The following is a 24,959-nucleotide window of genomic DNA, read 5'->3' on the forward strand; positions in this document are numbered from 1 at the left end:
GATCTCTAATCGGAGAGGTAGGCATATTTATGGCAAGAATTAAATTTGTGATGTTGTGTCCAATTTCGAAAGTGGAATATTTTGGTTTGAAAGGCTGCCAGGAAGATAGTAATACTCGAAGCTGCAGCGTATAAGCTGATGATAAGCTTAAAATGATACGATTCTCCCCACAACAGAGAGTCCAACAAAAGGAAAAATCATCGCCATAAGGAATATTTCATTCCCTATTTTTAGTATTTTAGCTCTATTCTTTCAATTCCGCTCTAAAAACACACAATTCTGATTTTAGGGTGACGACATGTAATATTCGCGTACCCGTGAATCATTTTCATCAACCATGTATCAGCCTGTCAGGCCGATGGCACACTTTAAAAAGCGGTAACCGATACCAATTACGCGATTATTCGGCGTATTTCACATCTGAAAAGTCTCAATTTCAAAGCGGACTGGTTATATAAAACCCCACCCTAACGCATAATAATGCATTTATGGCACAGCATGTTTCAACCATTTTTTACCCTACAGCGGTTATTTCTCACCCGTTACAATTAACTTACCACGATACATTTGCATCTGGCAGGTAAAACTATATTCGCCAGGCTCTTTAGCAGGCAAAATAACGTCTTTGCTTTTGTCCAGAGGTAGTTCCTCGCTGATATCAAAATCCGCAAATACCACAGTAGCTGCACACGGTGATGCATCTTTGCGGACAAAACGTAATGTTGCCGGCTTGCCTGCAGGTAAACGGATCCGTGATGGCTCATAGGTACCGTTTTCAACCGTTATCATGATCACTCCCTCATTGGCAGTAACCTCCTTCGGTTTATACAGCCAAAACCACCAAACAATTAAACCGATTAGCGACAGCCCCAGTAGGTTAATTATTATCATATAATGTCCTCCCGTTAATGTTCTTGTGCCTTGAACAGCCGTAAGCGGTTAGCATTACTGACTACCGTTAACGAAGAAAAAGCCATTGCCGCCCCTGCGATCACAGGACTTAGCAGCACCCCGAAGAACGGATAAAACAGTCCGGCAGCAAACAGAACACCTGCTGCGTTATAAACAAATGCACCAAACAGATTTTGTTTTATATTACGCAGCGTTGCTTTGCTCACTGCTATGGCATCAGCAAGACCGTGTAAGGAACCTCGCATCAAAGTAATATCGGCACTTTCAATCGCCACATCGGTTCCCGTACCGATGGCAAAACCGACATTGGCCAGCGCCAGAGCAGGCGCATCATTAATGCCATCACCGGTCATACCAACAATTTCTCCTTCCATTTGCAGCTCTGCGACTTTATTTGATTTGTCTTCTGGCAAGACTTCTGCAAAAAACTCCTTAATTCCCACTTTGGCGGCAACGGCTTCGGCTGTCGCCCTGTTATCACCAGTGAGCATTACTACGCGAATACCATTGTTCTGCAATCGCTTGATTGCACTGATAGAGTCTTCCTTGATCGGATCGGAAACGGCAATGATTGCAGCCAGTTTGCCATCAACAGAAAGGTACATCGGTGTCTGAGCTTCCTTGGCCATTGACTGAGCGGTTTCGATATGCGGTTCAATCTCGATAGACTGATCGCGCATCAATTTCTCATTACCAAACAATAATTTGCATCCACGAACTGTACCCTTTACGCCATGCCCTGCTATTGCCAGAAATTTTTCAGCCTGATCAGGAACCAAACCTCGCTCTTTAGCGGACGCTACAACCGACAACGCCAATGGATGCTCAGATCCGGCCTCCAGGCTGGCAGCCAGTTGCAAGACTTCTTTCTCATCCGTAGCTTCAGCCAGATAAATACGGGTAACTTTAGGTGATCCCAAAGTAATCGTGCCGGTTTTATCAAGGATCATGGCGGTTATTTTTGACGATGTCTGCAGTGCTGCGCCATTTCGGATTAATACCCCTGCTTCCGCGGCTTTACCGACCCCCACCATAACAGACATAGGTGTAGCCAACCCCAGAGCACAAGGACAGGCAATAATTAACACCGATGTAGCAGATACCATAGCAAAGGCAACTGCCGGGGCTGGACCGAAATTAAGCCACATAAGGGCGCAGACTATAGCTATGATCACTACCACCGGCACAAAGTAGGCCGAAATGATATCAGCGAGGCGACCAATCGGCGGCTTAGAGTTTTGTGCCCGCCTCACCATACTGATGATTTTAGCGAGGGCGGTATCTTTGCCGACCTTGGTTGCTTTAAACACAATTGAACCACTTTTGTTCAATGTTCCGGCGACTACTTCATCACCACCGGTCTTTTCGACCGGCATGGGCTCACCAGTCAGCATTGACTCATCGATTGCGGTATGGCCTTCTGTTACCACTCCATCTACCGGGATTTTTTCTCCAGGCCGGACCCGTACACTATCTCCGAGTAATACTTGCTCAATAGCAATATCAACATCGTTACCATCCCGGATCACCCGAGCGGTCTTGGTCTGTAAGCCAATTAATCGCTTGATGGCTTCAGATGTGCGACCTCGAGCTTTGATTTCCAACGCTAGACCAAGGTCAATCAGGCCAATAATCATAGCCGAGGCTTCAAAATAGACATGGCGTGCCATTTCCGGCACCAGGTACGGAAAAAACACCACAACCATTGAATAAAGCCATGCCGTCCCGGTTCCTAGCGCGATAAGCGTATCCATATTGGCGCTGTGGTTTACAAAAGACTTCCACGCCCCGACAAAAAAATGTTTACCTGAAAAATACAAAACGCCTAGGGTCAGTAAACCAACGACAAACCATACCGCTCGCTCTGTGGTCGTTGTAACTGTCATTTCACCGACAGCAATACTGTAGATCATTAAGGGAATACCGAGTGACAAGGCTATTGTCATTTCGAGCATTAAGCGTTTGTAGTAAGCCCAATCCGCCATTTCTTTCTCATTAAGCAGATCTTCATCGCTCGTTTCTTCACTACTCCTAGCGTTATACCCTGCCCGTTCAATGGCTTTTAGCAACGCCTCAAGCGGAGCATTTCCCGTCACCGTCACCGTGCGCAAAGCAAAATTCATTGATACAATGTCTACCCCCTCCACTTCCAGCAAGGCATGCTCGATCTTTTCAACGCAGCTGGCACAGTCCGCCCCATCAATAATTAACTCTTGTGTTGTCATATGGTTATGAGGATCATTTGAATTACTCACTTCAACCTCCTTCCCTTATTGAAGTTTCGAATCATTTCGAATGTGGATGAATGCGCAGTCTGAGAACCTAATGTTCATGCTCCTCTGACTCCATAGTGCCCCCCGCCAAGTAATCAACTAAATCTTCCAGATCCGGTTCACTCATTAGCCAGCGAGGCATCGTCGAATCCAATTGCTCTCCGGACGGGTCCACACCATAGGTAATCACCCTTTTGAGGCTCTCTCGGGTGTAAGCTGCATGATCGCCATGTCCATCACTATGATCACCGAACAAAGCTTCTGTCGTTAGCGAGGGGGCCTTCAGCCAGAAAGTCGGATACATCCGCCGACCACCTTCCCGCAGCACGCCATGACAGTCGGCGCAGGCCGTAACATGCATCTGTGCGTGCATATTCCCGCCTTGATAGGCAATCAGATACCCGGCTTGATTCCTTCCTGTGAAATATATCTGTTCGCCATTGGTAGGGTATGCCCGACTCTTATCTGCTGCGGAGTACATGTGGTTAACAGACATATCACAACCGACCAACCCAACTATCGTGGTAAGCAGCCATCCCCAATGCAGTTGCGATAATTGTATTCGCATGGTCCATCCGTGATGAATAGTAAAAAGTAATAACCGGTAATTCCCGTTACGATATAAATCATTCCGCCATCGCGGGTTTCGAATGTCATTGTCTTAACCCAGCCAGTTTGCGCCATTTGTCGTCATTATCGACTCAACCCAAGATGCGTTTGACGTTCAGCGTGACACCATGAACCGAGCTCACCTCTACCTGCTCACCCGGCTGAAGCTCCTCATCTGACAGGGCATTCCAAAATTCATTTTTCAGGCTAACCTGATAAAAGCCATTTGTCCTGCCAAGACAATACCCATTTGGTGATGCAGAGCTTCAGAACCCGTTACGACAGGTAAGCGCATGGCTCGATACGCAAACCAGTAGATAAGAATGGAAATGATAAATATAAAACCATAAATCGGGATGGCGAACGACAGTGGGGCCAACCAGAATATTGGCAACGCCAAAAAGGGGAGAAACAGTAAAATGTGGCACATAATACATTGGCCCTCGTGGATACACATTAGAAAGCCTAGCTGTTCGGACTGGAGAAATCCATATCACAGACTTTGATTTCAACTAAGGCTATTTAAGGTGATCACGACAACTTGTTTCATGTAAAAACTGAGTTTTTATTTTGATCACCAACTATAATTTTGTTCGCTGGCGGCTTAAGTTTTACAGCAGGTTAGGTTCTCAAACGTTCTCATTGCAATGCACTCTCTCAGCCCTGCACATCGAGGCAATGTAGATTACTTTCTTATTAAAAATATCTGCCTCCATCGCAGGGCTAGCCTACATGGCCGGCCCATTCCTTAGTTACGGCCATGTACACGGAGAACCCAACGGGCCGAGAATACCTACTCTCTAAACCGGGTGGTCATCTGCTTGAGCCAAAAGAAGCAGAGATAAGCTACCGAACAACCGAAGACGAAAATCCCGATCTCAGCCAGATTAGGCTGGTAGCTTTGCATAGCGCCGAGCCAGGTTTGCTTGGGTCCCAAAACCTGCAGTTGTCCTTGAGTGACAAAGGCCAGTTCTACCAATAATAGGGTCGGTAAGGCCACCATTGCGCTTATTGCCGGCTTCGCTTGATAAGTCATCAACGCCACCAAAAGCAGCAACGGCATCCAGAGTGCCACCCAAGGCTGCTCTGCCAGGATGCTGCCGCGAGCAAGATAGACGTAGTTGACCACCAACAGCAGCGCAAGGGTACCAAGCACTAACCGTCCAGGCATTAGTAGTACCGCACGTTTCTCAGGAATCAGCAATAGCTGAGCCAGACTCAGTCCGCTGGCCAGGGCACAGAGGAAGGTGAGAATGGATGCATCCACGCCATAGAAGCCGATCCGCCCGATCACCGTCCCGAATACGCTGCCCAATACCAGAGAAGCCGCTACCGCGACGCACAGAGTGCCTGCAGAAAGCCAGCGTTCGAAGCTGAAGGTACGTTCGCTTAGCAAAGCGTAGAACTTGATGCCAAGCAACAGCAGCTCGATGGCGTAGAGCGTTCCCATCCACCAAATGGGAGATTTGAGGTTGGGAGTCAAAACCAGCCAGAATACGTGGAATAATGAGCCGAGCTCTGTGGCCAAGGCCGCGAAGGCACCGATTAACAGCGACAGAGCAGTAATTAACAACAGGGACTTGTGGGCCTTGATGGCTTCGTTACCAAGCAATTCACCACATGTCAGAAGGATAGATATCCCAGTGCTGGCCAGCGCCAAAAAGATGTAAGTCACCAGTGGCAAGGTCCATACCAGGCCATCGTTGGTTGCAAAGGAGGGGCCAATGAACCACTCCTCAACGGCAAAGTAGCCTCCGAACAGCAGCCCGGCGGCGGACAGTGCCAGAAACAACATATTGAAATTGTCGGTTTTCATGGTGCTGTTCTCCTATGAGCGATGTTGTGGAGTGTAGCGACGGATATAATAGACCTTAGCGCCAGTCCCCAGCTCCGGTCTGAGCGGCTGTCCATTGTACTTCCTGATCAGCCGTGAAACCTGGCTGTCTGGATCATCCAGATCGCCTATCACGCGTGCTTGTGACGGACAAGCGTCCACACAGGCCGGATTCTGACCCGCCTTGAGTCGGTGTTCACAGAAGTTACACTTCTCCACGGTGCCGCGCGCGCGTACCTGCGGATAAGTGTTGGCACCCTCCGGATTGCTATGGGGGCTGCCTTCGCCACCCGCTTCCTCCAACATACTGATTGGCGTGAAAGTCCCTGCGGCCACTCCAGTGTTATCCTGCCACCTCTTGTGCGGGCGATCCCAGTTGAAGCTGATCACCCCATATGGGCAGTTCACCATGCAGGCCTTGCAGCCGATGCATTTGTCCGGATCATGGAGGGTCAGCCCCCCCTCTCCCTTATGCATCGCCTGGCTCGGACAGCCTTTGACGCAGGGAGCGTCATCACAATGATTGCACATAGTCGATATATATTCGAAACTCACGTCCGGATACTTACCGCTGGTCGTGGTGATCTTATCGCACCAGTTGATCTCGGGCGGGGTATTATTCTCTGCCTTGCAGGCAAAGATACAACCCGCACAACCTACGCATTTCTGTTGATCGATTACCATTCCATAACGCATCGTCTAGCCTCCTATACTTTCTCAACCCGGACACCAATCTGACCGTAGAAGGCCGAGGATCCAGACAATTGCTCATAGACCGGAGGCAAGAGTTCATTATTGTTGCCACCGAATGGTATTTTGCCGAACTGCTGAGAAGCTATTCGGCCATAGGCCCAGTGTCCCTGACCAAACGCCTTGGCGACTGTTCCGGGGCGTACGCCCTCAAACAGAGCCGCTTCACAAACAATACTGCCTTGTATCGAAGTAATTCGGATGGTATCGCCATCTTCAATACTCAGCATCTTCGCATCTATCGGGTTTAATTTGGCGACGTCCGCATACTTGCGAGCCCCGGGATCAACGTCAAGATTTTGCTGGTACCAGAATGAATTGGCCGATCGGCCTTCCCGGCTCAGGCGTGACTTATGGTCGACGAACAACATAGGGAACGCCTTCTCATCGCCGTACCGGAACGGAGGCTCGTAGTGCGGCACGAAAGCCTGTTCACCACGGGCTAAGTAACCAGTGGCTTCCATCACCTGATCCACGTCGGTATGATGTTTCTTAGCGTGCTTTTCCAGCGCCTCCTTCATGGTCTCGCTGTAAAACTCAAACTTTTTGGTCGCTGTTTTCATCTGGCTCCAGCGCTTGCGGAACGAATAGGGCTTTGAGTTCCACACTCCTTTATCCTGAAACTCCTGCCAGCCACTGAAGTGATCCCCTTCTATATATTGGAGCGGATCCCAAAGCTTCTTGGTCAATAGCTTGGTGGCATACAGTGCCAATTCATCGGCATTGGTTGGCTCCTTACCGGTTTCCGGATCCTTGAATTCCGTTATCAAATAACGCATCGGATCCTTGAATCCGCGCCGGGCCAGTTCTTCTGCTATCAACCAGGGAATACCACATTCATCCTCGACAGAGAGCCCCAGACGCTTGATCATCGGCTGGCTAATCGAGACTTGGGTGTAGCGATTACCTGCCGTTTTCTGAATGCCCCAGCGCTCGAACATGAAGTGCGGCGCTGGCAGGATCAGATCGGCATACCAGCTGAACTCACTAATATTGGTCGTAATATGAGCAACAAAAGGGACCTTCTTCAGGGCTTCTTCCCATTGCTGACCACCCGGAGCAGAGAAAGTGAAGTTATTAAAATAACCGAGTACGAAATCCGGCAGGTAAGGATCTTCCGTCAGGATGCTCTCGGCAACTGCGTTGGTGACCACACCTCCGCCACTTTTGCCTTTTTTGAGCGCCGGAAACTCGAGCCGGCCACGACGGTCGATCTTCTCTTTCTTGAGGCCTTGCTGACCGATTTCGTCCGCGTATTTCTTAGACGAGGGGATTTCTCCCAGCGGTACCGAGGCCCACTTAAGCACGCCACCTTCCTGGTCAATGGCGCCGAGCAGGCCATTCAGCGCATGCAAAGCCATGGCGGTATAGCCACCACGGTGCTGCATTTGAACCCCGCGTGCCCGCCAGACCTGTACCCGTGGTGCCGCATCTGCCAGTTTTTTCGCGAGGCGACGGATCTGTGCCGCCTCTATACCGCTCAGCTCAGCAGCCCACTCAGGGGTATGTTCTTTCAGCTCAAGGTTCCACCAACGTACCAGCCCGTGAGAATGCAGCTCATCGAAGTACTCAGGATCTACCTCTTGCCCCGCGACAAAACGGTTCTGGCCATCTTTGAAGTCTCCGATAAAGGGGCGGTGCCAGCCGCCATCGACCAGGATCTGATGGGCTAAAGCCAAACCGAGAGCCGCATCCTGCCCCGGCACGACCGGCAACCACTCATCAGCCTTCGCAGCGGAAGCAGAGAAGCGCGGGTCTACAATAGCAACCTGGGCATGATCCAGCGTATTGCCCCACTGACTGCAGTAGTAGGAAACCTGCCGGTTGGCACTCAGAGGATCCACGCCGAACGAAAGGATATAGCGGGTATCTTTGATATCATATTGACGGTATCCCCAGTCACCCTCTGTAAAAAAGCTGCCCAGCTTATCCGCCTCAGCGCAAAGAGCACTGTGAGTAATAGCGTTAGGCGAACCCAGAACCTGGGTAAAATTCTTGATCAGCAGATCACTGAGGTAGGAGTAACGCCCGCGAAGGGTGACGTAACGATGAGTTTCGTTGCGCTCACGAAGCGCCATCAGGCGATCCGCCATCAACTTAATCGCTTCGTCCCAGCTGATGGGTTTAAATTGCGGGTCGATGCCCCGCCCCTTTTCTGGATTGGTACGCAGCATCGGGGTACGCACCCGATCCGGATCATAAAGCTCTTGCAGAGCCAGGTACTGACGCGGACAACTGGAAGTACCATGTACCTTAGAATGTTCATTACCACGAATATGCAGGGCACGGCCATCCTGAATGTAAACCTGCTTAGCACAGAACGAGGTACAGCCATTGCAGGTGGTCCCAATCCACTTTCCACTGCCTGGTTCATATACCATGCCAGCCTTGGCCATCGCCATCATGATCGGCGATGGGGAAAACAAAGAAACCAGAGCCAGACTGCCGGTCCCCAACAACAGCTGTCGCCTCGATAGGCACAAACCATTCTTTTTGTTCATAGACTCAACTCCATTTCATCTTGTTAAAACCTGGATACAGTGGGTATAACAAGCGGGTTTCCGTCACTACCCACAGCGCTGAAATAACTATAGGCAGGATTTAGAGCCGTAATTGATTGAAGAATAGCGATTTATTGATGAGGATCAATATCTGGTTTAGTATCGCTCATCAACACAATGATGCTGATTGGTATAAGGCTAAATCGTACTGATAACCGTGAACGAGGCAACCTTCTGAAACGGGGGTAAAGACATGAGCTAAAGAATTTCAGATTGAAGTGGTTTGGCATACCTCACCAACATTACCAAATCTAACCCAAACCACTGTTAACAAGATATAAATGAGCAAGCACTCTAAATTGGAATTGGACAGAAATACGTTAGATCTTTCACTCTAATTCGAGAGCATTCGAGAGCGTTAGATAACCTCATCTAATGCAAAGCATCATATTGATGAGAAGAAGCTAGCGGTGAGTAAATTTTAAGTTGGCAATTAGCCGCATTTTTTCGTCGTTTTCGCTCTGAATGCTCACAATAGGTTGTCACTGCCAACAAGGAACCTACTACACTCTTAAATCTTCTGAGACCTTAAGCCAGTTTTCTGCTGAGATATTCAATCGATTTAAAATCGTATGACTTGTGGAATGCTGTAGCCCTGTTCGGTTATTAAACCTAAAGTTTTCTCTTTAAAATCTTTAGTATAACTGCGGTACTGTCTTTTCGTATTCATGCTCACCATCGATTGATGGTCCTATTATCCACAATCAAGGTGTCCAGATCGATTAGACCAGAATATCTAGCAGATTGGAAAGGTTTCGGGATTGGATATATCAATGTGATAATTCTCTCTAGCAATCTACATCATCAAAAATACAGCGTTCGTTTGAACTTTTAGCACTAGTGTCTGCTCTTGTGAATGTTTCATGAGAATTACTGCAATCATAACCAAATTTACTTTCAATATCAGACTTACATTCATTAAGAAACTCTTCAGCTTCTTCTAATAAAGGCATACTTTCTTCGTCTACAAAATGAGTTTTGTATGCTTTAATTGCTGATTCAAGATCTGAAAAATACTCCTCAGCTTCTTCACCGTCCCAATCCTGAGCATAATTATCAATCTCATTATAAATATTAAGAATTGACTCACTTTTAATTTTCTTAAAAACCACTCCTCGCTCAATATCAGTCAATAAGGAGTTTATGCTATGTTCAAAAATACCTGAATCAAATTGATTAATCGCAATCGAAGACAATTTTTTTGCGGCGGAGATCCTAAGTTCCTCTTTTAAAAGCCCCACCAAGTTAAGCTTTAAAATGACTTTTAGTTCACTACAGTGTTTTAATTTTGAATATACACCCAAAGAAGAGACATATGCTGGATTTGTTTCCACTAACTCTTGTAAAAAGTTTGAATCACATTTCTCAGATAAAAAATAGGACATGAGAATGTTATTCATGTAATTTTTTCTATCTAGCTTCATCATACGTTCTATCAAACTTGAATAGTAATACTTAGGCACGACAATTTTTACACCTTCAACATCACTAACACCACAACTAACCTCTCTAAATATTTTTATCAAATCAGCCCCTAACAAATATTCATTTAAGAACTCTCTATCAGAAGAAAACTTATTAGCTAGAGCATCCTGAATAGTTGGGTGCTTAAACTTCCAAAAATATTGACCACCTTGTTGATATTCAGTTGTAAAGCTCCCTTCAAGAAACGTCAATGCTTTAATAACTTTATGTAATGAACTTCCAAGCCTATTTATATAGTCCGGATCTGCTACCTCAAGCTTCACAGGACTTTCAATCTCACCGCCATTCATAAACAGTACCGTCAAAGCGGCCTTACAGTGAACATCAAGGTTATTTATTGTATCAGCTAAAAAACCCATTGGATTGCTAATAAATCTAGTTACACTTTGACCATCGATATTTAAATTTTTTGTAAACTGTTTATCTCCTAATCGCCGAGCTACCTCCGGAGAAAAACCACTACTCTCGACTATCATCTTCAAAAATGGCTTCAGACTGGTCTTGTAATTTTTATTTTGATTCCCCAATTTAATATGGTTGTACAATATTTGTTCTCGTTCATCTCTAGATATCTTCTCTACATAAATCGTAACTTGAGAATTTCGTAAAACGGGTACTGCATGTTCTTTAAGATATTCTTTTGCTTCTCGGTATATGTATGTTCTAGATGTAAATATTATCTTCGTTCCTTTCCCTATCGCCGTATTTAAGTGGCTGAGCGCAGAATTCCAATCAGTTGCTTTAGAAAAGTCTAACTGTGTCGCACCAAAAACATCATCTACCCAAAAAACTTGATTTATCTCATTTGGATTCCAGTGTTTTTTAAATTCTTCTGGCGAACTTACTTTAATAGATCTTGATTCCCATCTGTCAATAGAAGAAAGAACAAGAGATGCTGCAATAGTTGACTTTCCCGACGCTGGATCTCCTAGCAATAAAACAAAACCATTTTCAATTAATGCTTTTACACTCTGGCTATATGCATCCGTAATAACAAATTTCGCAATATCTCCCCCCATCGAAGATAAAATTTCATTTGCTTGAACATATGCTCTTTCATCAACTATCTGAGACAAATCTCCCAATCCATAAACTCTTGGAACAAGCATTCTTAGTTTTGGGGATTCTGTGATTTTCTGGCTTAGCCATTGCCCTGTGAACACTCTACAAACTTTAATTCCATTAATATTCTGGAAAGCCTCAACTATTTTAGTTTCAGCATCTGCTGACACTTTTGCATTTGTAAAAATGAAATAGTTATCGCATAGCCCCTTGTTTACTAATGCCTGAACCTTGCTCAATTCATGTTTAACATGACTAAGACTAAAATTTGCATCTGGTTTGATGGTATGTTTGCACTGGACAGTAAATGAACCATTAAAGCTCTCATTATTATCAACGTTGTCCCAGATGCCATAAAACGCCAAGTCTCTACCACCATCATTCACTTCAGAAAAACTCTGAACGGTTTGTCCCAATATGCTTGATAACACTGTCGAACATAGCTGTTGAAAAGCCTTCCAACCTAAAGTGTGAAGTTCGTATGTCACATCAGTTGCTTGAACCGTCGCCATGTATATTTCCTTTCACTATAAGATGAAAATAATCATTTGAATTAAGATTTTGCGTGCAGCATAACCCATTTTAAACTCGATTAAATCCTTGTTAAAGCGGTTAACTCCTTTTTCAATAAGCTGTTGTGAAAACTTGAAGATTAAGCAGCTTAAACGATGCTGAGGCATTCTAGGTTTTGATTAAAGAAACGTTACATCGCAATATGACACTCTCAATTTCAGGTGGTGTCTAGCTCAACTGGTGTGGATTACAAAATTTATGGAAAATCATAGGCAGAAAAAACAAAATCTGACCTAACTCATAACAAAAGATGGCATATGCAGCAGAGCAACACGATATTGGTGATGCTTAGCTGCTTTACTACCTGCTGTCCCCGACACTTAGTAACTATTTAATTTCAGACATTTTATTATAGTGCTCGGGATAACCTGTTTTATAAAAAAGCAATTTAAATGCTTCTTTAAAAATATCGTAATCAAACTCTTTGAAGTCGATAATGTTCTGACCAACTGAGTGTGATTCTCTATTGATATATCTCATAAACGCTTCAAATTTGTTTTGTTGAAGTTCTTCAATATCAGCAACGTTACTCAGTTCTATTTTTTGAACAAAACCAAAAAAGTACTCTATTATATTCCTCATGCAATTCGCTATTAAAGCGGGTGGTTGTTGGCCATCATTAATCACCGACCAGTAAGATTGGTAGTCGTTTTGGACTTCTTGGTAACTCATTTTATTGACCGATGAGCCAGAAGAGTTTTTTGATAATCGAAATAGTTCCTGCTCTTTTTTGCGTCGACTATGATTCGTATCGGTAAGTTCATAGAAAAAGTAAAGACTATGAGTGAGTACAAAAACTTGTTCAACATCATCTGATTTGAAAAAGTCATTTTTTATCAACCTGCCAATATTGTAGACAAAAATGTGAGATAGACTTGATACGGGATCATCTATAATCGCAATCTTCTTTTGTGGCATTTCAGTTGCCGACTGTTTGCCTTTGATTAGTTCTCTAAAATAGAGAAAACTAATCATCATTTTTTCGCCTTCACTTAATGATGTAAACACGTCTTCGTCAGCGCCAGAGCGAACCACTCGATACAAATTACTTTCATGTTTCTTAATCGAAAAATCTGTAATGCCAATATCTTCTAAACCCTTGGATATATTTTCTACAGCTTCGTCGATGTTAACCGTGTTTTTTTGTTGTTCTACAATTTCTGCTTTTTTTGTAATTATATCTTTTGTCTTCTGGTCTTTTACAATCTTTGCCGCATTAATTACCGTTTGAGCATCCTTATCGATTTTGTTATAATTAGAAATTGTTTGGTCATACTCATACCTTAAGATATCCCAGAACTCTTTTTTAATACGTGCTTTTTCACTACTAACGTTTTCAATTTTTTTATTATGTTTGATAATTGAAGCATTAACTGACTCTATGAGTATATTAAAGCTGTTAACATGCGGGGACGGGTCTTCTAACTTTATTTGAGTACTTGGTTTCGCTTTCTTGTTTTGAATTAAATTTTTATTATTTTCGATTATTTTTACGATCAATGAATGCTCTTCTGTTAGCTGCGCTAAATGCTTGACCGCATACTGGGACGATTTGTAAACATCTAACTTTGGAAAGTCTTTGATCAGAGTTTCATATTCTGTTTCTATCAATTTAATAGCATTTATTTTCTCTTCATATGACTCATCAAAATAGTCTTTGATTTGTCGTATCAACTGTTCGGTCATGGTTTGGGATTGACAGAATGGACATTCGTCACCATTGATTAAATCAAGGTATTTTAATCCTGAGCTAACCCAATCTGAGTTTTGTAATTTTTCTATCAGCGTTGCTACAGGGCTATCTTCATTACCAATGATAATTTCATTCAGTGCATCTACACTAATTTCAGATAGGGTATCAAACGTAATAACGTCCAATGTACTGAGTTTGACGGCAGTATCACCATCTATAGCATTTACCTCTACTTTAAGATCGTCTATTGTTTTCTGAGATTTGGTCACTGGTTTAGATAACGCGCTTATGTGTGCGTATAACTTCGACTTATTACCTTTTAAGTTTTCCAAGCAGTATTCAAGAACTCTATCTCCTCCCGTATATGTTTGCTTGATCTCCCAGACCTTTTTTTCAGCAGAAGATTTAGCTTTTTCTACCATTATAGCTTGCTCTTCAATATTAGTAGCTTGTTTCTTTTTATCTGTCTCCAACACCTCTAACTCTTCAGTTTTCTTGGCTATTTCTTCTTCTACTTGCTTATTTTCTTCAGAAAGACCAAATATTCCATTCAAGCTATCAGGAGAATAAAAGTTGTTATTTATAAACTTCTGATTGTAGACAAGGACTGTTTCACCGTCACGAGTGTTAGAACAAGCTTTATACTTAAGATTTTCTGGATCGTAGAAGTAGTTTGAAAACGTACTTTTCCCAGAACCATTGAGACCATAAACTATATTTATTTTCTTATCAGTTGTTAATGTAACCTTTGATTTATAACTTGCTACATTATCTAAAATAATCTCTGTAATCACAGCACAATATCCTTTTAAATAGATGATATGACACCAATATAACATATTGTTTTTTATGTTTTTTTGAAGTTGGTCATATGAGTCTAGGTGGAAAGTGTCATGTGAGGTTTTATTGAGGTTCTGGGGGCGTTTGAATTAATATCCCTCTCAAAAACTACCGCGAATCGTCAAATTCTCATCGCATCATCCATACCGAAAATAGGAATGCTTCGGTTACTTAGCCACAGATCAGAAAAAGTATGTAAAATCTGCTGGCAACAATCACAGATCGAGTAAACATTCTAACAAGAAAAGGGGCAGAACCGTGTTAAGACAAGGCCGCCGAAGCGACCTTTTAAGCTTGTTATTCCGTGAGACACATTACGGGGGTTATGGTAAATCTATCTTGATTTCACGCGCATCAAAAACTTCTTTAGCCACCGCCATCCCCTTCAATGCTGCAGGAAACCCTGCATAGCTGGACATTTGTATAATGACCTCCACAATTTCTTCAGGCAAGCATCCAACATTTAAAGCGGCATTAATATGGCCTTTTAGCTGTGGTTGGCAATGGCCCATCGCGGTAAGCGCGGCAATAGTTGCTATTTGTCTACTTTTTAAATCAAGACCAGGCCTTGAGTAAATATCACCAAAACCAAATTCAATAATATATCGACTTAAATCAGGCGCTATATCTTGCAAGCTATCAATAATTTGATGGCTCGCTTCACCATCAATTTCTGACAGTTTATTAAGCCCTTTAACGTATCTTTCACTGCTCATGTTTACTATCCATCGAAAGCTAAGATTTAACAGATTTGCTTATATCTTTCCACTCTGCATCAAAAACATTTTGATTATTTTCTCTGATTAACATCGTCGGTGGTCAGGGAAAACATACGAAGAATAAAACTTCTTGTACGATCAATATTTTACGTGGTCTTGTCGATCTTTAATGACAATATAATCGATTGATTTACATGCGCTTTGTTATTTTAATGCTATTGGCCTGCCTATAAAATCACCAGTAAATCAATACACTTCATCAAAACATGCTGAATCTAAAATCGAGCTCACTACATCATTAAAGCTCAAGCCTGACTCTTTCGCTGCCATTGGGAACACACTACGTGTGGTCATTCCTGGTACGGTATTCATCTCGATAAGATGCACTTCCTCATTCTCATCTAAAATAACATCGACACGCCCCCAACCACGACAACCTAGTGCTTCATAAGCTTGTAAAGTTATTAATTGCATATGTGTTTGTTGTTCAAGAGTGAGATCACTTGGACAATGATACGTGGCACTTTGACTACCAAACTTTGCATCAAAATCAAAGAAAGCTTCAGATTTTATTTGCACCGCAGGCAACGGCTTGCCGGCTAAAACAGCACAAGTGTATTCTCGTCCAGTTATGAACGACTCAACCAAAACGGTATCATCGTACTCAAATGCGTTGATTACCGCTTCAAATAACTGTGCTTGATTTTCGGCTTTAGCAATACCAATACTACAACCTTGTGTTAATGGCTTAACAACCACTGGGCATATTGCTTGCGACAACATCGCTTTAAGCTCTTTCTCTGATATATTTTTATTTACTGTCAGCCAATCAGCAGTCTTAAGATTGGCAGAACGCCAGATTTCTTTGGTTTTTAATTTATTGAGCGACAGTGCAGACGCTAACATACCGCTTCCGGTATACGGGATTTTCAGCAAGTCGAGTAGTGCTTGAATATGTCCACCTTCCCCCATGCCACCATGTAGTGCGATAAAAACCTTATCAAGATTAAAGAAACCTTGCAGGGTTATATCAATATGTCGAGGATCAATAGACATCACTTCGTGTCCCATCGATTCAATTGCATCAGCAATGCACTTCCCCGATTTTAAAGACACCTCTCTTTCACTGGAGTCACCGCCCAGCAAAACACCTATTCTCATTACATACTTCCATTATTATGTGAATTCATACTTAACCGTCTTTTTCTCAATATCTAATTCAAAGCCGCGATTACACATGCGGCTTTTCTTCTTTTTCAATGCTTATCTTTGGGTTCTAAGTCGCAACGTAAACCAAATAGAAACCACTAAACTTTGGCTCTAGCTCACATTGTTCATGTGGTTAATTAATGCCCTGTCACGCAAAATTATATTTCCCTATATAAGGTAGCTCGGGATTGTTCAACACTTCGGAGAGGTGTCGGCTTCGCGACATCTCTCCTTATCTGTTATGAGTGTAACCAAAGGGCGATACTTTAAGTTAGCTATCAAAGTTCATTACTTCCGTAATAGGGTTGATTTTTGGTGGCCATTTTTCATGACAACGGTATGCCATTACCTTTTTAAGAATAATTTCTTCTAAACCATCCAATTCATCATTAGATAACCGTCCACTGCTATATTCAATAGCATTTACAACCTCAATATCCTGAACCACTTCCGCCAAAGCTATAAGTAAACGAGCTCTTTTAACATTTTCCATTTTGAGTCCTATGTAAGCAAAACGACTTTAAAAACCATTAGATCATAGACACAATGACTCCCAGGAGGTGCTAGCCTCCACGTCGTGGGTTAGCTGTAACAGCCAGAGCCATAATATATGCGGCCAACTTACATGCACGGGAGGCCAATCTGACTAAATATATCATACTTTTCATTTGCTTATGAGTTTCTATCAAAAAGTGTAGTCTAACTACACGCGTACTGATTTTCAGATACTATTAGGCTGCAAGCGCGTAAAACTCATCCCAAACAGATAAACATTCAGGGTTGTCGAGTTGCCCATTTTTAATCATCGATCAAAACTCCACGCCAGCGAGTGTGGCCTTTGCCCCTTCGTCTGATTTCCACCCTATATATTGATTCATTTTACCTTTTACTCTGCGGTGGCTTTGCTCGACGATATTGTTCAGATACTTGATTGAAAGGATTTCAATTGGACTAAGCATGAAAACAACGATTGTGTGAGCTACTATTACATAGACCCACAAGGAAGAAGGGAAAACAATGGCTGATATCGTCATCGAGATATTTCGAGCAATTATAACCGGAGGGATAGTTATTTCCCTTCTCAAAGTACAACACGCCAAAGAATTAAGCCAAGCTAGTGGTTGGCGAACCATCGTAGCTGGGTTTGTCTTGATCTTCTTTGGAACGTTGCTTGATATCACTGATAATTTCGAAGAATTGAACCGTTTTGTAATCATAGGCGATACCGAACCCCAGGCGTTTTTGGAAAAGGTCGTTGGTTATCTTTTGGGTTTCCTATTATTAGCTTTAGGTATTCGGCAGTGGCTACCGAAGATCATCGAACATGGAGAGATAACTCGAAATAAACATAAACTTGAAGTGCAAAAAGAACGAGTGAATGTTTTGCGGGCAACAATGAGAACGGTCCATGACATTGTTAATAACTTTTTAAACAACTTACAGCTATTTCAGCTCGAAGCTGAAGAGAAGAATGCTTTGGATCCCAAGTCATTAGCATTGATGGAGTCCATAATCCAAGATACATCTACAAAACTGGCGAAATTGGGCGATCTCGATTCAACACCTGAGAAACAGGTGGCTGGCGGCATCGGCATTAACTATGAGGAAGGTACACAAGATACCGGCTATGTCGAAAATGTTACCAAGCAGAATCAGAAACCAACCTGCGTGAAACTATAGCGCCCTTCTTTTGGACAAAAGTAAGCTAGAGACTTTAGTCTAGCTCAGCTTACTTGGATTAGAAAAAATATAGAAAAGTGACCACTAACTATTACACTAAATCAGAATGGTTGAGACTGTTCTGATTTCTGCTCATTTCCTCACACCACAGCAGGTAGCCTAAGTAATTCAAAACAAGATTATTCTCGGTTTTATAGTACTGTAAAATCTATAAAACTTCTCGCTTATCAATGCAATAGGTTCGAATAAAAAGGAACGCCTCAGGCCGTAAACACCTCCAATGCCCCTTTCCTTCGTTCAGGGGGACGGTATTTTTACATGAGTCCACGCCAGACTTTAAATACTAAAGAAGTCAATAGGCTCACGGGCTTCACCACTGCTCCCGTCATTTAGTCATGCCTCAATCGGTGCTTGTAGGTGAATATTCGCCTGATAACTAACCGTCAGATAAGCTTAGCCACGCTCACCGATACACCGATACACCGACTGATTTTTTGTCAGTTAACACAAACATCATTCCAACAAGTAAGCTAGAATGAGATCTCATTACGAGTTTTTGCTTAAAGTTCAGACATTAAGGCCTCGAAAACTCGAGGCTTTTTACTATTTATGAGCTTTAGAACTTCTAAACCTACAAGATCTCGTTAACTTAAAGATCAATCAAACAAAGCTTTCATGCCTTTGAGCATATCGTCAGCGATAGTGTAATGATCTGCTTCCCAAAGCTGATCATTTAAGAATTCACCAGAATAGAATCCCTCGTAGCCGGTGCTACGAATCGCATCTATCCACTCTTTCAGCGGAATATTACCTTCACCAACAATCACTCCGCGTAGCTCTTTCTCATCCACCCAAGGTTGACCCTCGTCAGGACGGTAACCATCAGCAATATGTACATTATAAATCAGATCTTTATCAATTCGTGCCATATCTTCAGGTGTTGCACCACGGCATGCCCAAAAGTGCCAAGTATCTAGAATAAAGCCAAAATTATCGCGGCCAACTGCATCATACAGCCGGTAGTAGTCATCCAGCGAAGAGATTGGGCACCATGCTGCCCCCTCATATTGGAAACGAATTCCATGTTCAGCACCAATATCAACCATATGACGAATATTTTGCGCCGTTAGACGAATATTGTCTTCTTTAGAGAAACCATTCAGCGCTTCAAATGCGTTTAGCTGAATGCTTGGGCAGCCAATTTCTTTGGCAAATTTAGACAAAATTTCGACTTCATTAAAAACTCGCTTTTGCATTTCCTTATCCGGAGCTTCACAGTGCCCGATAATGTCAATTGCAGAAGGTGCAATGCCAGCTGCATCCATATGATCTTTGAAGTCTTTCGCGCTAAAACCCGCGTTAATGTAACGCCACAGCTTTTCTGTGTGAATCTCTAGTCCGGTGTAACCTGTTTCTTTTGCTAATCGAATATCACTAATGATATTTCCGTGAAGAGAGCACATACCGTGTAATGCAAATTTCATATTGGTTTCCTTTCAAGTCAATCATGTCGTTTCGGTTTGTAAATAGCATACATCGCGATGAAAAATTTTTTTTACCTTGCATCTCAATTTTCAAGAAAACAAAACGAAAGATAGAAACCTTGTTGGTATATTAGCCTTAATTGCTGTTTTATGGGACATGAAACTTGAAGAGGAATGAAAAAAATTTTTCATAATCCTGAGAGGTTGCCGCCATTACTATTTGACTAAGGAGCTGTTATGTTTAATGTTGCACTATTTGGTACAGGCCGCATTGGTAAAGTTCATGCGGAAATTATTAACAATCACCCAGAAATAAACCTGTATTCTGTGATTGACCCATACTTACCTGGGGCAGAAAGTATTGCCAATAAATACCAAGCTGTTATTCAGTCTGTTGAAGAAGCCATGAATGATGAAAACATCCATGCAGTATGTATTGCTTCAGCTACAGATACGCATGCTGAGCTTGTTGAACGTGCTGCGAAGAAAGGCAAAGCAATTTTCTGTGAAAAGCCGATTGATCTGTCTTTAGCAAGAATTCAGGAATGTCTTGCCATCGTAAATGACTACAAAGTTCCATTATTAGTTGGCTTTAATCGCCGTTTTGATCCGAACTTTCGTTATGTAAAAGATAAATTTAATGAAGGTAAAATCGGTAAAGCTGAGTCTCTTGTGATTACTTCTCGCGATCCACTGCCACCACCTGCAGAATATTGCAAAGTATCTGGTGGTATGTTCAGAGACATGAGTGTCCATGATCTGGACATGGCTCGATTTATGATTGGAGAAGAGCCAAATTCAATCACTGTACATGCATCGTGCGTTGTGGATTCAGCGATTGGTGAGGCAGGTGACGTGGATACTGCAACGATTGTTCTTGGTTTTCCATCGGGTGTAAGTGCAACCATTATCAACAGTCGTCGTTCAGGTTACGGTTATGACCAACGTCTGGAGCTTCATGGCGAAACAGGTCTGCTTAAGGTTGATAACCAAACAGAAAACCTAGTCCAGCACTGGAATGAACACGGCTGTACGGGTACCAATCCAGAGTTCTTTTTCCTAGAGCGCTACAACAACGCCTACATTGCGGAATGGAAACACTTTGCTGATATTCTGGCGGGAAGAACAGAACCTTGTTGTAGTGGTATCGATGGTCAGATCGCTTTGGAATTGGCTGAAGCTGCTGGTGAGTCGGCACGCTCTCAAAAAACTGTGCACCTAAATTTGGCAGGTAAATAGTATGCGCCCGATAATCCCACGGGGTGGTTATTAATGTGAGACGTTCCAGGGGAGCAATGCATTGATATCCGGCTCTAGCTTTGCCGGTTTTATCTTTCTCCTGGACTTTCTTGGGATCCATGAACTTTCGACGAACATAGGTCATGCATCCCAGATGCTCAATCGCCTTTAAGGTATCACAATGAGGCAGAAATGATTCAGCCGCGTAAGGCGGCGCGCAACTCTTTCTGTTGGACCTCCATCTCTGATCTAGGACATCACCACTCAGGTCTTTCAGTATATCCCAGGAATCAATCGATAGCGCACGCGTCTTGCATAGTATCGATATCCTGGCAACTCTTCCTGTAACGTCTGGTCTTCAAGTGCGGTTCTAATCACCGTGACGATTGATGCTACCGCTGCAGGAATCAGTGTCCATACCGAGCTCAGAGCAAGAACAATACCGAACAGTGCAAGAATATTTCCGGCATAACCCGGATGCCGCACAAACCGGTATGGGCCACTGTCACACACCACATGTCCTCGATCCGTCTGAATGCGCACCACACTAGAGAAAAAGCGGTTCTCAGCCAATGCCCATGCCGCGAAAGCGTATCCGAGTGAGATCAAAATAAAGCCAATTACAATGAGCCATAGCGAAAACTCGGAGGACCAGTTATAACGATGGTCCAGCCCTGCCACAATGACCATAGAAAACCCGACACTCACCGCCATCAATGGAGCAAGCACTCTGTCCCAGGCTTTTGCGTTTTGGATGTTTTCAATATTTTGTCTTTCTGCTGTTAATCCGGGATGTCGTTGTTCCGCCCACATGCGCCCACCAATACCAGCAGCCACGAACTGTATGGAAAATAACCACGCCTGCCACCAGCTGAGGTCCCCACCGCATATAAATAAAATCATCGAAATTATGAGATACACCACAATTAATCTGAACCACTGGCGGGGGGATGTTTGGGCTGCCTCTTCATTAACCTTCTTTGCTGACATGTCATTCCCCAAAATAAAATGGATTTGAGTGTGTGTCTAACGCTCCGCTCAGGCGGCACCAGCCAAGGCGGGATTGACCTGCATCCAGCTTACTAGCCCACTAATAGGTTAGAGCCTTGATCAACGAAATACATAATGAAAGATTAGATAATTAACAGGCAAGTCCATTGTCGCGGACAATTACTCTAAATTGATAAGGGGGAATAATGCGTTTGAATATGACGTACAAAACAGGGAAAAAATTCAGGACGAATTTTTAGGTTGTCGGCGCAAAGAGCGCCTACAACCGGCCCGGACAACACCAGAGAATAGAAAGGCATTTCTGGGTACTCTTTAAGCCTGCAAAGAGTACCAGGCAAGAAAAGCAAGATGCTGAGAGAAACACTGGACTTAAGCGCGACAGACAGGAGCGCTCAAAAGGCTCTTTACGACATCTACGTCCTGTAAAGCACCTTGATAATGTGATAACCAAACTTAGTTTTAACCGGGCCGATTGGTTCAAGTACTTTGCCGGAAAACACCGCTTTATCAAAAGCAGGAACCATTGCCCCTTTACGAAATTCACCTAAGTCCCCACCACGGTTCTTAGATGGACATGTGGAGTATTTTTTCGCGAGAGTTTGAAACTTGGCGCCTTTCTTCAGCTGTTGAAGAATGTCATCCGCTTGTTCTTTATGCTTCACTAGGATATGAAGCGCTGCTGCTGTTGAAGCCATAATGTACACCTCAATGTAACTTATTCGAAATTAGCAAGAAAGTGTGCGATAAATCACTGAAAGTAGCAAGCGTAAACAGCAGCACGAATTCATTCTCGGTTCAGATTACTTGAGGTAAACCATTCAGGCTGGAAAGGCATAATCGATGTTATGCATCTCGCCCTAAATCACATTTGTGGCCAGAAGATCATATTAGCGATACGGATAACAACGCCAGCAACAAAATAGCTGACACCCAATCGGTACCAGCGATACTCTGCAGTATCCATTCCAACACGCTTAACGATCATCATCGCTAACCCCGACCAGTCTCTGGTGCGCTTCCCGTATTGAAACAGACTCTTAGTAATAAGTAGCAAACCGGTTACCAATAGCAATATTTCAGCGTAATTCATTGTTATTTGCAGCATAGCGCCATCCTGGAATTCTTATCAATGACCCACCCACTGCATGGGGGGAACATAAAATCATGAAGACATTCATAAGATACATTAACAGGATGTAGGCTCAATTAGACCTTAGTGCAATCTTGCCGCCGTCGTACTGGCAGAGGAATTCCTTTTATAGCCAAAGTTTACATGCTAACGGTCAGACTTTAGTGTAAAATCCAGCCCCCAGAATTATAACGCACGATATCGAGACGACATGCAATTACTCGAAGCCAAATTACACAAAATCGACCGTCACAACTACCGCAGCTACTCTAGTATGCGTGGCGAATACAACTTCGTTGACTTCGACTTTTTTATCGACACTATTCAAGCAGACCCATACGCACCTGCTTCTCGTGTTCGTGCTCGTCGTAAATGGGCGCTGACAGATTTAGCTTGGTTGAAAGATCAATCTCAGGATTACCAGCGTGCCGCACGCGATTTCATTGCACGTCAGTTTGCCGATCTTTCCCAGCAAGAAAACGCGATTCAAATTGATCGTCCTGGTCAGGTTATTCTTGATCGCACTGCTGTTGTCTTTGATGAAGACGGTATCGAGCTACGCTTTCGCGTTAACCTACCCGCAGACAACCGTAAGATCATCGCTAAAAAGGCAATGAACCTGCTGACGTTTACGATGCCTAAAATCATCCGTCGCTCGACAATCGCACGGGAACTACCGATTGAAGAAATGAAGCTTCACTGTGAAGCGGTTGAAGATCAGGTAGCCCTGCGTAGCCAGCTAAAAGAACACAACTTACTTGCCTTTGTTGCTGATGGCAGCGTTTTACCTCGCCTGGCCGGTAATGTCGACTTACCAATGGCGGACGCTATTGCGTTCGTTAGCCCTGACGCACTGGCTCTGGAACTTGAAGCGCCACATAAGGGTAAAATACGCGGAATGGGGGTTCCTGAAGGGATCACTATGATTGTTGGCGGCGGCTTCCACGGTAAATCAACCCTGTTGAATGCGATTGAAAACTCGGTATATGACCATATCCCCGGCGATGGTCGTGAGTACATTGTTACCAATGACACTGCGACTAAGATCCGTGCCGAAGATGGCCGCTGTGTCCATAATGTTGATTTGTCACCGTACATCAGCAATCTGCCAATGGGTAAAGATACACATTCATTTAGTACACAAGATGCGTCTGGTTCTACGTCTCAGGCTTCTTGGTTGCAGGAGTCGCTGGAAGCCGGTGCGCAAGCTCTGCTTATTGATGAAGATACCTCAGCATCTAATTTTATGATCCGTGACGAGCGCATGCAGGCGCTGATTGCGAAAAGTGATGAGCCGATTACCCCATTAGTTGATCGCATTTCACTTCTACGAGACCAACTGAATATTTCGGTATTACTGGTGATGGGTGGTTCCGGTGATTATCTTGACGTCGCTGATACTGTTATCCAAATGCACAACTATCAGGCCATTGATGTCACAGAAAAAGCAAAAGAAGTCATTGCAACCCACCCGACCCGTCGTACTCACGAAGGCACTGAAACACTGTCATTGCCTCGCACACGCCAGGTAAACCGTAGTACGCTAAAGGCCATGCTGGAAGACGGTAAATTCCGTATTCAGGTTAAAGACAAGACATCGTTGCGTTTTGGACGTGAGCTAATTGACCTACAGGCATTAGAACAAATCGCTGATTCAAGCCAGCTATATACAGTTGGTTGGTTGTGGTTCCAGCTTGCTCAAGGTAAAGGTTGGGAAAAGAACCCATCGAAAGCTTTTGAACAGATGCTGCATGATGACTGGTTCCGCTCGATGCCACACTACGGCGACTTAGCGAAACCTCGTGCAATCGAAGTGATGGCTGTGCTGAGCCGAATGCGTAAAGCTGACTTTAAGTAAACGCAACACGGCTACTGAAAAATCAGTAGCCGTACCTT

Annotated in this window: 19 protein-coding genes and 1 pseudogene; 3 read left to right on the plus strand and 17 right to left on the minus strand. The window is 43.6% G+C overall.

Annotated elements, in window-relative coordinates:
- Positions 1 to 528: 528 nt before the first annotated feature.
- The 13 genes and pseudogenes from AC2204_RS11285 to AC2204_RS11345 form a co-directional block, all read right to left on the minus strand.
- Positions 529 to 891, minus strand: a complete 363-nt coding sequence (locus tag AC2204_RS11285) for a cupredoxin domain-containing protein (protein WP_318925594.1) — start codon at positions 889 to 891, stop codon at positions 529 to 531.
- A 14-nt stretch (positions 892 to 905) separates the two neighbouring features.
- Positions 906 to 3,167, minus strand: coding sequence for a heavy metal translocating P-type ATPase (locus tag AC2204_RS11290; RefSeq protein ID WP_318925595.1), 2,262 nt, complete (start codon positions 3,165 to 3,167; stop codon positions 906 to 908).
- Between the two features lie 67 nt (positions 3,168 to 3,234).
- Positions 3,235 to 3,753: a c-type cytochrome gene (locus AC2204_RS11295; protein WP_318925596.1), complete on the minus strand. Its 519-nt coding sequence runs from the start codon at positions 3,751 to 3,753 to the stop codon at positions 3,235 to 3,237.
- 133 nt (positions 3,754 to 3,886) lie between these two features.
- Positions 3,887 to 4,000 (minus strand): NfeD family protein, encoded by a 114-nt coding sequence (locus tag AC2204_RS11300; protein WP_486766999.1) that lies wholly within the window; start codon positions 3,998 to 4,000, stop codon positions 3,887 to 3,889.
- 587 nt (positions 4,001 to 4,587) lie between these two features.
- On the minus strand, positions 4,588 to 5,610 hold the full coding sequence (locus tag AC2204_RS11305; protein ID WP_318925597.1) for a hypothetical protein: 1,023 nt from the start codon (positions 5,608 to 5,610) through the stop codon (positions 4,588 to 4,590).
- Between the two features lie 12 nt (positions 5,611 to 5,622).
- The gene (locus AC2204_RS11310; RefSeq protein ID WP_318925598.1) at positions 5,623 to 6,324 is read right to left on the minus strand and encodes a 4Fe-4S dicluster domain-containing protein; all 702 of its coding nucleotides are present in this window, start codon (positions 6,322 to 6,324) and stop codon (positions 5,623 to 5,625) included.
- Positions 6,325 to 6,335: 11 nt separating this feature from the next.
- Positions 6,336 to 8,879 (minus strand): molybdopterin-dependent oxidoreductase, encoded by a 2,544-nt coding sequence (locus tag AC2204_RS11315; RefSeq protein ID WP_318925599.1) that lies wholly within the window; start codon positions 8,877 to 8,879, stop codon positions 6,336 to 6,338.
- Positions 8,880 to 9,727: 848 nt separating this feature from the next.
- On the minus strand, positions 9,728 to 11,998 hold the full coding sequence (locus AC2204_RS11320; RefSeq protein WP_318925600.1) for an nSTAND3 domain-containing NTPase: 2,271 nt from the start codon (positions 11,996 to 11,998) through the stop codon (positions 9,728 to 9,730).
- Between the two features lie 388 nt (positions 11,999 to 12,386).
- Entirely contained in the window at positions 12,387 to 14,546 is a 2,160-nt protein-coding gene (locus tag AC2204_RS11325; RefSeq protein ID WP_318925601.1) for an AAA family ATPase, read from the minus strand.
- Positions 14,547 to 14,915: 369 nt separating this feature from the next.
- Positions 14,916 to 15,308 carry a carboxymuconolactone decarboxylase family protein gene (locus AC2204_RS11330; RefSeq protein ID WP_318925602.1) on the minus strand — a complete coding sequence of 131 codons (393 nt, stop codon included), beginning with the start codon at positions 15,306 to 15,308 and terminating at the stop codon, positions 14,916 to 14,918.
- Between the two features lie 249 nt (positions 15,309 to 15,557).
- On the minus strand, positions 15,558 to 16,472 hold the full coding sequence (locus tag AC2204_RS11335) for a D-alanine--D-alanine ligase (RefSeq protein ID WP_318925603.1): 915 nt from the start codon (positions 16,470 to 16,472) through the stop codon (positions 15,558 to 15,560).
- Positions 16,473 to 16,791: 319 nt separating this feature from the next.
- Entirely contained in the window at positions 16,792 to 17,013 is a 222-nt protein-coding gene (locus AC2204_RS11340) for a hypothetical protein (RefSeq protein WP_318925604.1), read from the minus strand.
- Positions 17,014 to 17,251: 238 nt separating this feature from the next.
- A pseudogene (locus tag AC2204_RS11345) lies at positions 17,252 to 17,479 on the minus strand (DDE-type integrase/transposase/recombinase); the annotation flags it as partial.
- Between the two features lie 58 nt (positions 17,480 to 17,537).
- Here AC2204_RS11345 and AC2204_RS11350 point away from each other — a divergent pair.
- Positions 17,538 to 18,200, plus strand: coding sequence for a hypothetical protein (locus AC2204_RS11350; protein WP_318925605.1), 663 nt, complete (start codon positions 17,538 to 17,540; stop codon positions 18,198 to 18,200).
- 656 nt (positions 18,201 to 18,856) lie between these two features.
- On the opposite strand, the gene AC2204_RS11355 is transcribed toward AC2204_RS11350, so the two are convergent.
- Positions 18,857 to 19,684 carry a sugar phosphate isomerase/epimerase family protein gene (locus AC2204_RS11355; RefSeq protein WP_318925606.1) on the minus strand — a complete coding sequence of 276 codons (828 nt, stop codon included), beginning with the start codon at positions 19,682 to 19,684 and terminating at the stop codon, positions 18,857 to 18,859.
- 237 nt (positions 19,685 to 19,921) lie between these two features.
- Between AC2204_RS11355 and iolG the strand changes: the two genes are divergently transcribed.
- Positions 19,922 to 20,923: an inositol 2-dehydrogenase gene (gene iolG / locus AC2204_RS11360; RefSeq protein WP_318925607.1), complete on the plus strand. Its 1,002-nt coding sequence runs from the start codon at positions 19,922 to 19,924 to the stop codon at positions 20,921 to 20,923.
- 273 nt (positions 20,924 to 21,196) lie between these two features.
- On the opposite strand, the gene AC2204_RS11365 is transcribed toward iolG, so the two are convergent.
- The 3 genes from AC2204_RS11365 to AC2204_RS11375 form a co-directional block, all read right to left on the minus strand.
- Positions 21,197 to 21,913, minus strand: a complete 717-nt coding sequence (locus tag AC2204_RS11365) for a methyltransferase family protein (protein ID WP_318925608.1) — start codon at positions 21,911 to 21,913, stop codon at positions 21,197 to 21,199.
- A gap of 434 nt (positions 21,914 to 22,347) precedes the next feature.
- A complete protein-coding gene (ppiC, locus tag AC2204_RS11370; RefSeq protein WP_107283071.1) occupies positions 22,348 to 22,629 on the minus strand; it encodes a peptidylprolyl isomerase PpiC in 282 nt (93 codons plus the stop codon).
- 167 nt (positions 22,630 to 22,796) lie between these two features.
- Positions 22,797 to 23,039, minus strand: a complete 243-nt coding sequence (locus AC2204_RS11375) for a hypothetical protein (protein ID WP_318925609.1) — start codon at positions 23,037 to 23,039, stop codon at positions 22,797 to 22,799.
- Between the two features lie 235 nt (positions 23,040 to 23,274).
- On the opposite strand from AC2204_RS11375, the gene AC2204_RS11380 reads away from it, so the two are divergent.
- Positions 23,275 to 24,921: an ABC-ATPase domain-containing protein gene (locus AC2204_RS11380; RefSeq protein ID WP_318925610.1), complete on the plus strand. Its 1,647-nt coding sequence runs from the start codon at positions 23,275 to 23,277 to the stop codon at positions 24,919 to 24,921.
- Positions 24,922 to 24,959: the final 38 nt, after the last annotated feature.

It is taken from the genome of Photobacterium sp. (genome assembly GCF_057456235.1).

Bases quoted from the DNA above. Each gene is read 5' to 3' on its own strand.
- AC2204_RS11285 (WP_318925594.1), bottom strand. From the start codon at position 891: ATGATAATAATTAACCTACTGGGGCTGTCGCTAATCGGTTTAATTGTT.
- AC2204_RS11295 (WP_318925596.1), bottom strand. From the start codon at position 3,753: ATGCGAATACAATTATCGCAACTGCATTGGGGATGGCTGCTTACCACG.
- AC2204_RS11305 (WP_318925597.1), bottom strand. From the start codon at position 5,610: ATGAAAACCGACAATTTCAATATGTTGTTTCTGGCACTGTCCGCCGCC.
- AC2204_RS11310 (WP_318925598.1), bottom strand. From the start codon at position 6,324: ATGCGTTATGGAATGGTAATCGATCAACAGAAATGCGTAGGTTGTGCG.
- AC2204_RS11315 (WP_318925599.1), bottom strand. From the start codon at position 8,879: ATGAACAAAAAGAATGGTTTGTGCCTATCGAGGCGACAGCTGTTGTTG.
- AC2204_RS11320 (WP_318925600.1), bottom strand. From the start codon at position 11,998: ATGGCGACGGTTCAAGCAACTGATGTGACATACGAACTTCACACTTTA.
- AC2204_RS11330 (WP_318925602.1), bottom strand. From the start codon at position 15,308: ATGAGCAGTGAAAGATACGTTAAAGGGCTTAATAAACTGTCAGAAATT.
- AC2204_RS11335 (WP_318925603.1), bottom strand. From the start codon at position 16,472: ATGAGAATAGGTGTTTTGCTGGGCGGTGACTCCAGTGAAAGAGAGGTG.
- AC2204_RS11340 (WP_318925604.1), bottom strand. From the start codon at position 17,013: ATGGAAAATGTTAAAAGAGCTCGTTTACTTATAGCTTTGGCGGAAGTG.
- AC2204_RS11350 (WP_318925605.1), top strand. From the start codon at position 17,538: ATGGCTGATATCGTCATCGAGATATTTCGAGCAATTATAACCGGAGGG.
- AC2204_RS11355 (WP_318925606.1), bottom strand. From the start codon at position 19,684: ATGAAATTTGCATTACACGGTATGTGCTCTCTTCACGGAAATATCATT.
- iolG (WP_318925607.1), top strand. From the start codon at position 19,922: ATGTTTAATGTTGCACTATTTGGTACAGGCCGCATTGGTAAAGTTCAT.
- AC2204_RS11365 (WP_318925608.1), bottom strand. From the start codon at position 21,913: ATGTCAGCAAAGAAGGTTAATGAAGAGGCAGCCCAAACATCCCCCCGC.
- ppiC (WP_107283071.1), bottom strand. From the start codon at position 22,629: ATGGCTTCAACAGCAGCAGCGCTTCATATCCTAGTGAAGCATAAAGAA.
- AC2204_RS11375 (WP_318925609.1), bottom strand. From the start codon at position 23,039: ATGCTGCAAATAACAATGAATTACGCTGAAATATTGCTATTGGTAACC.
- AC2204_RS11380 (WP_318925610.1), top strand. From the start codon at position 23,275: ATGCAATTACTCGAAGCCAAATTACACAAAATCGACCGTCACAACTAC.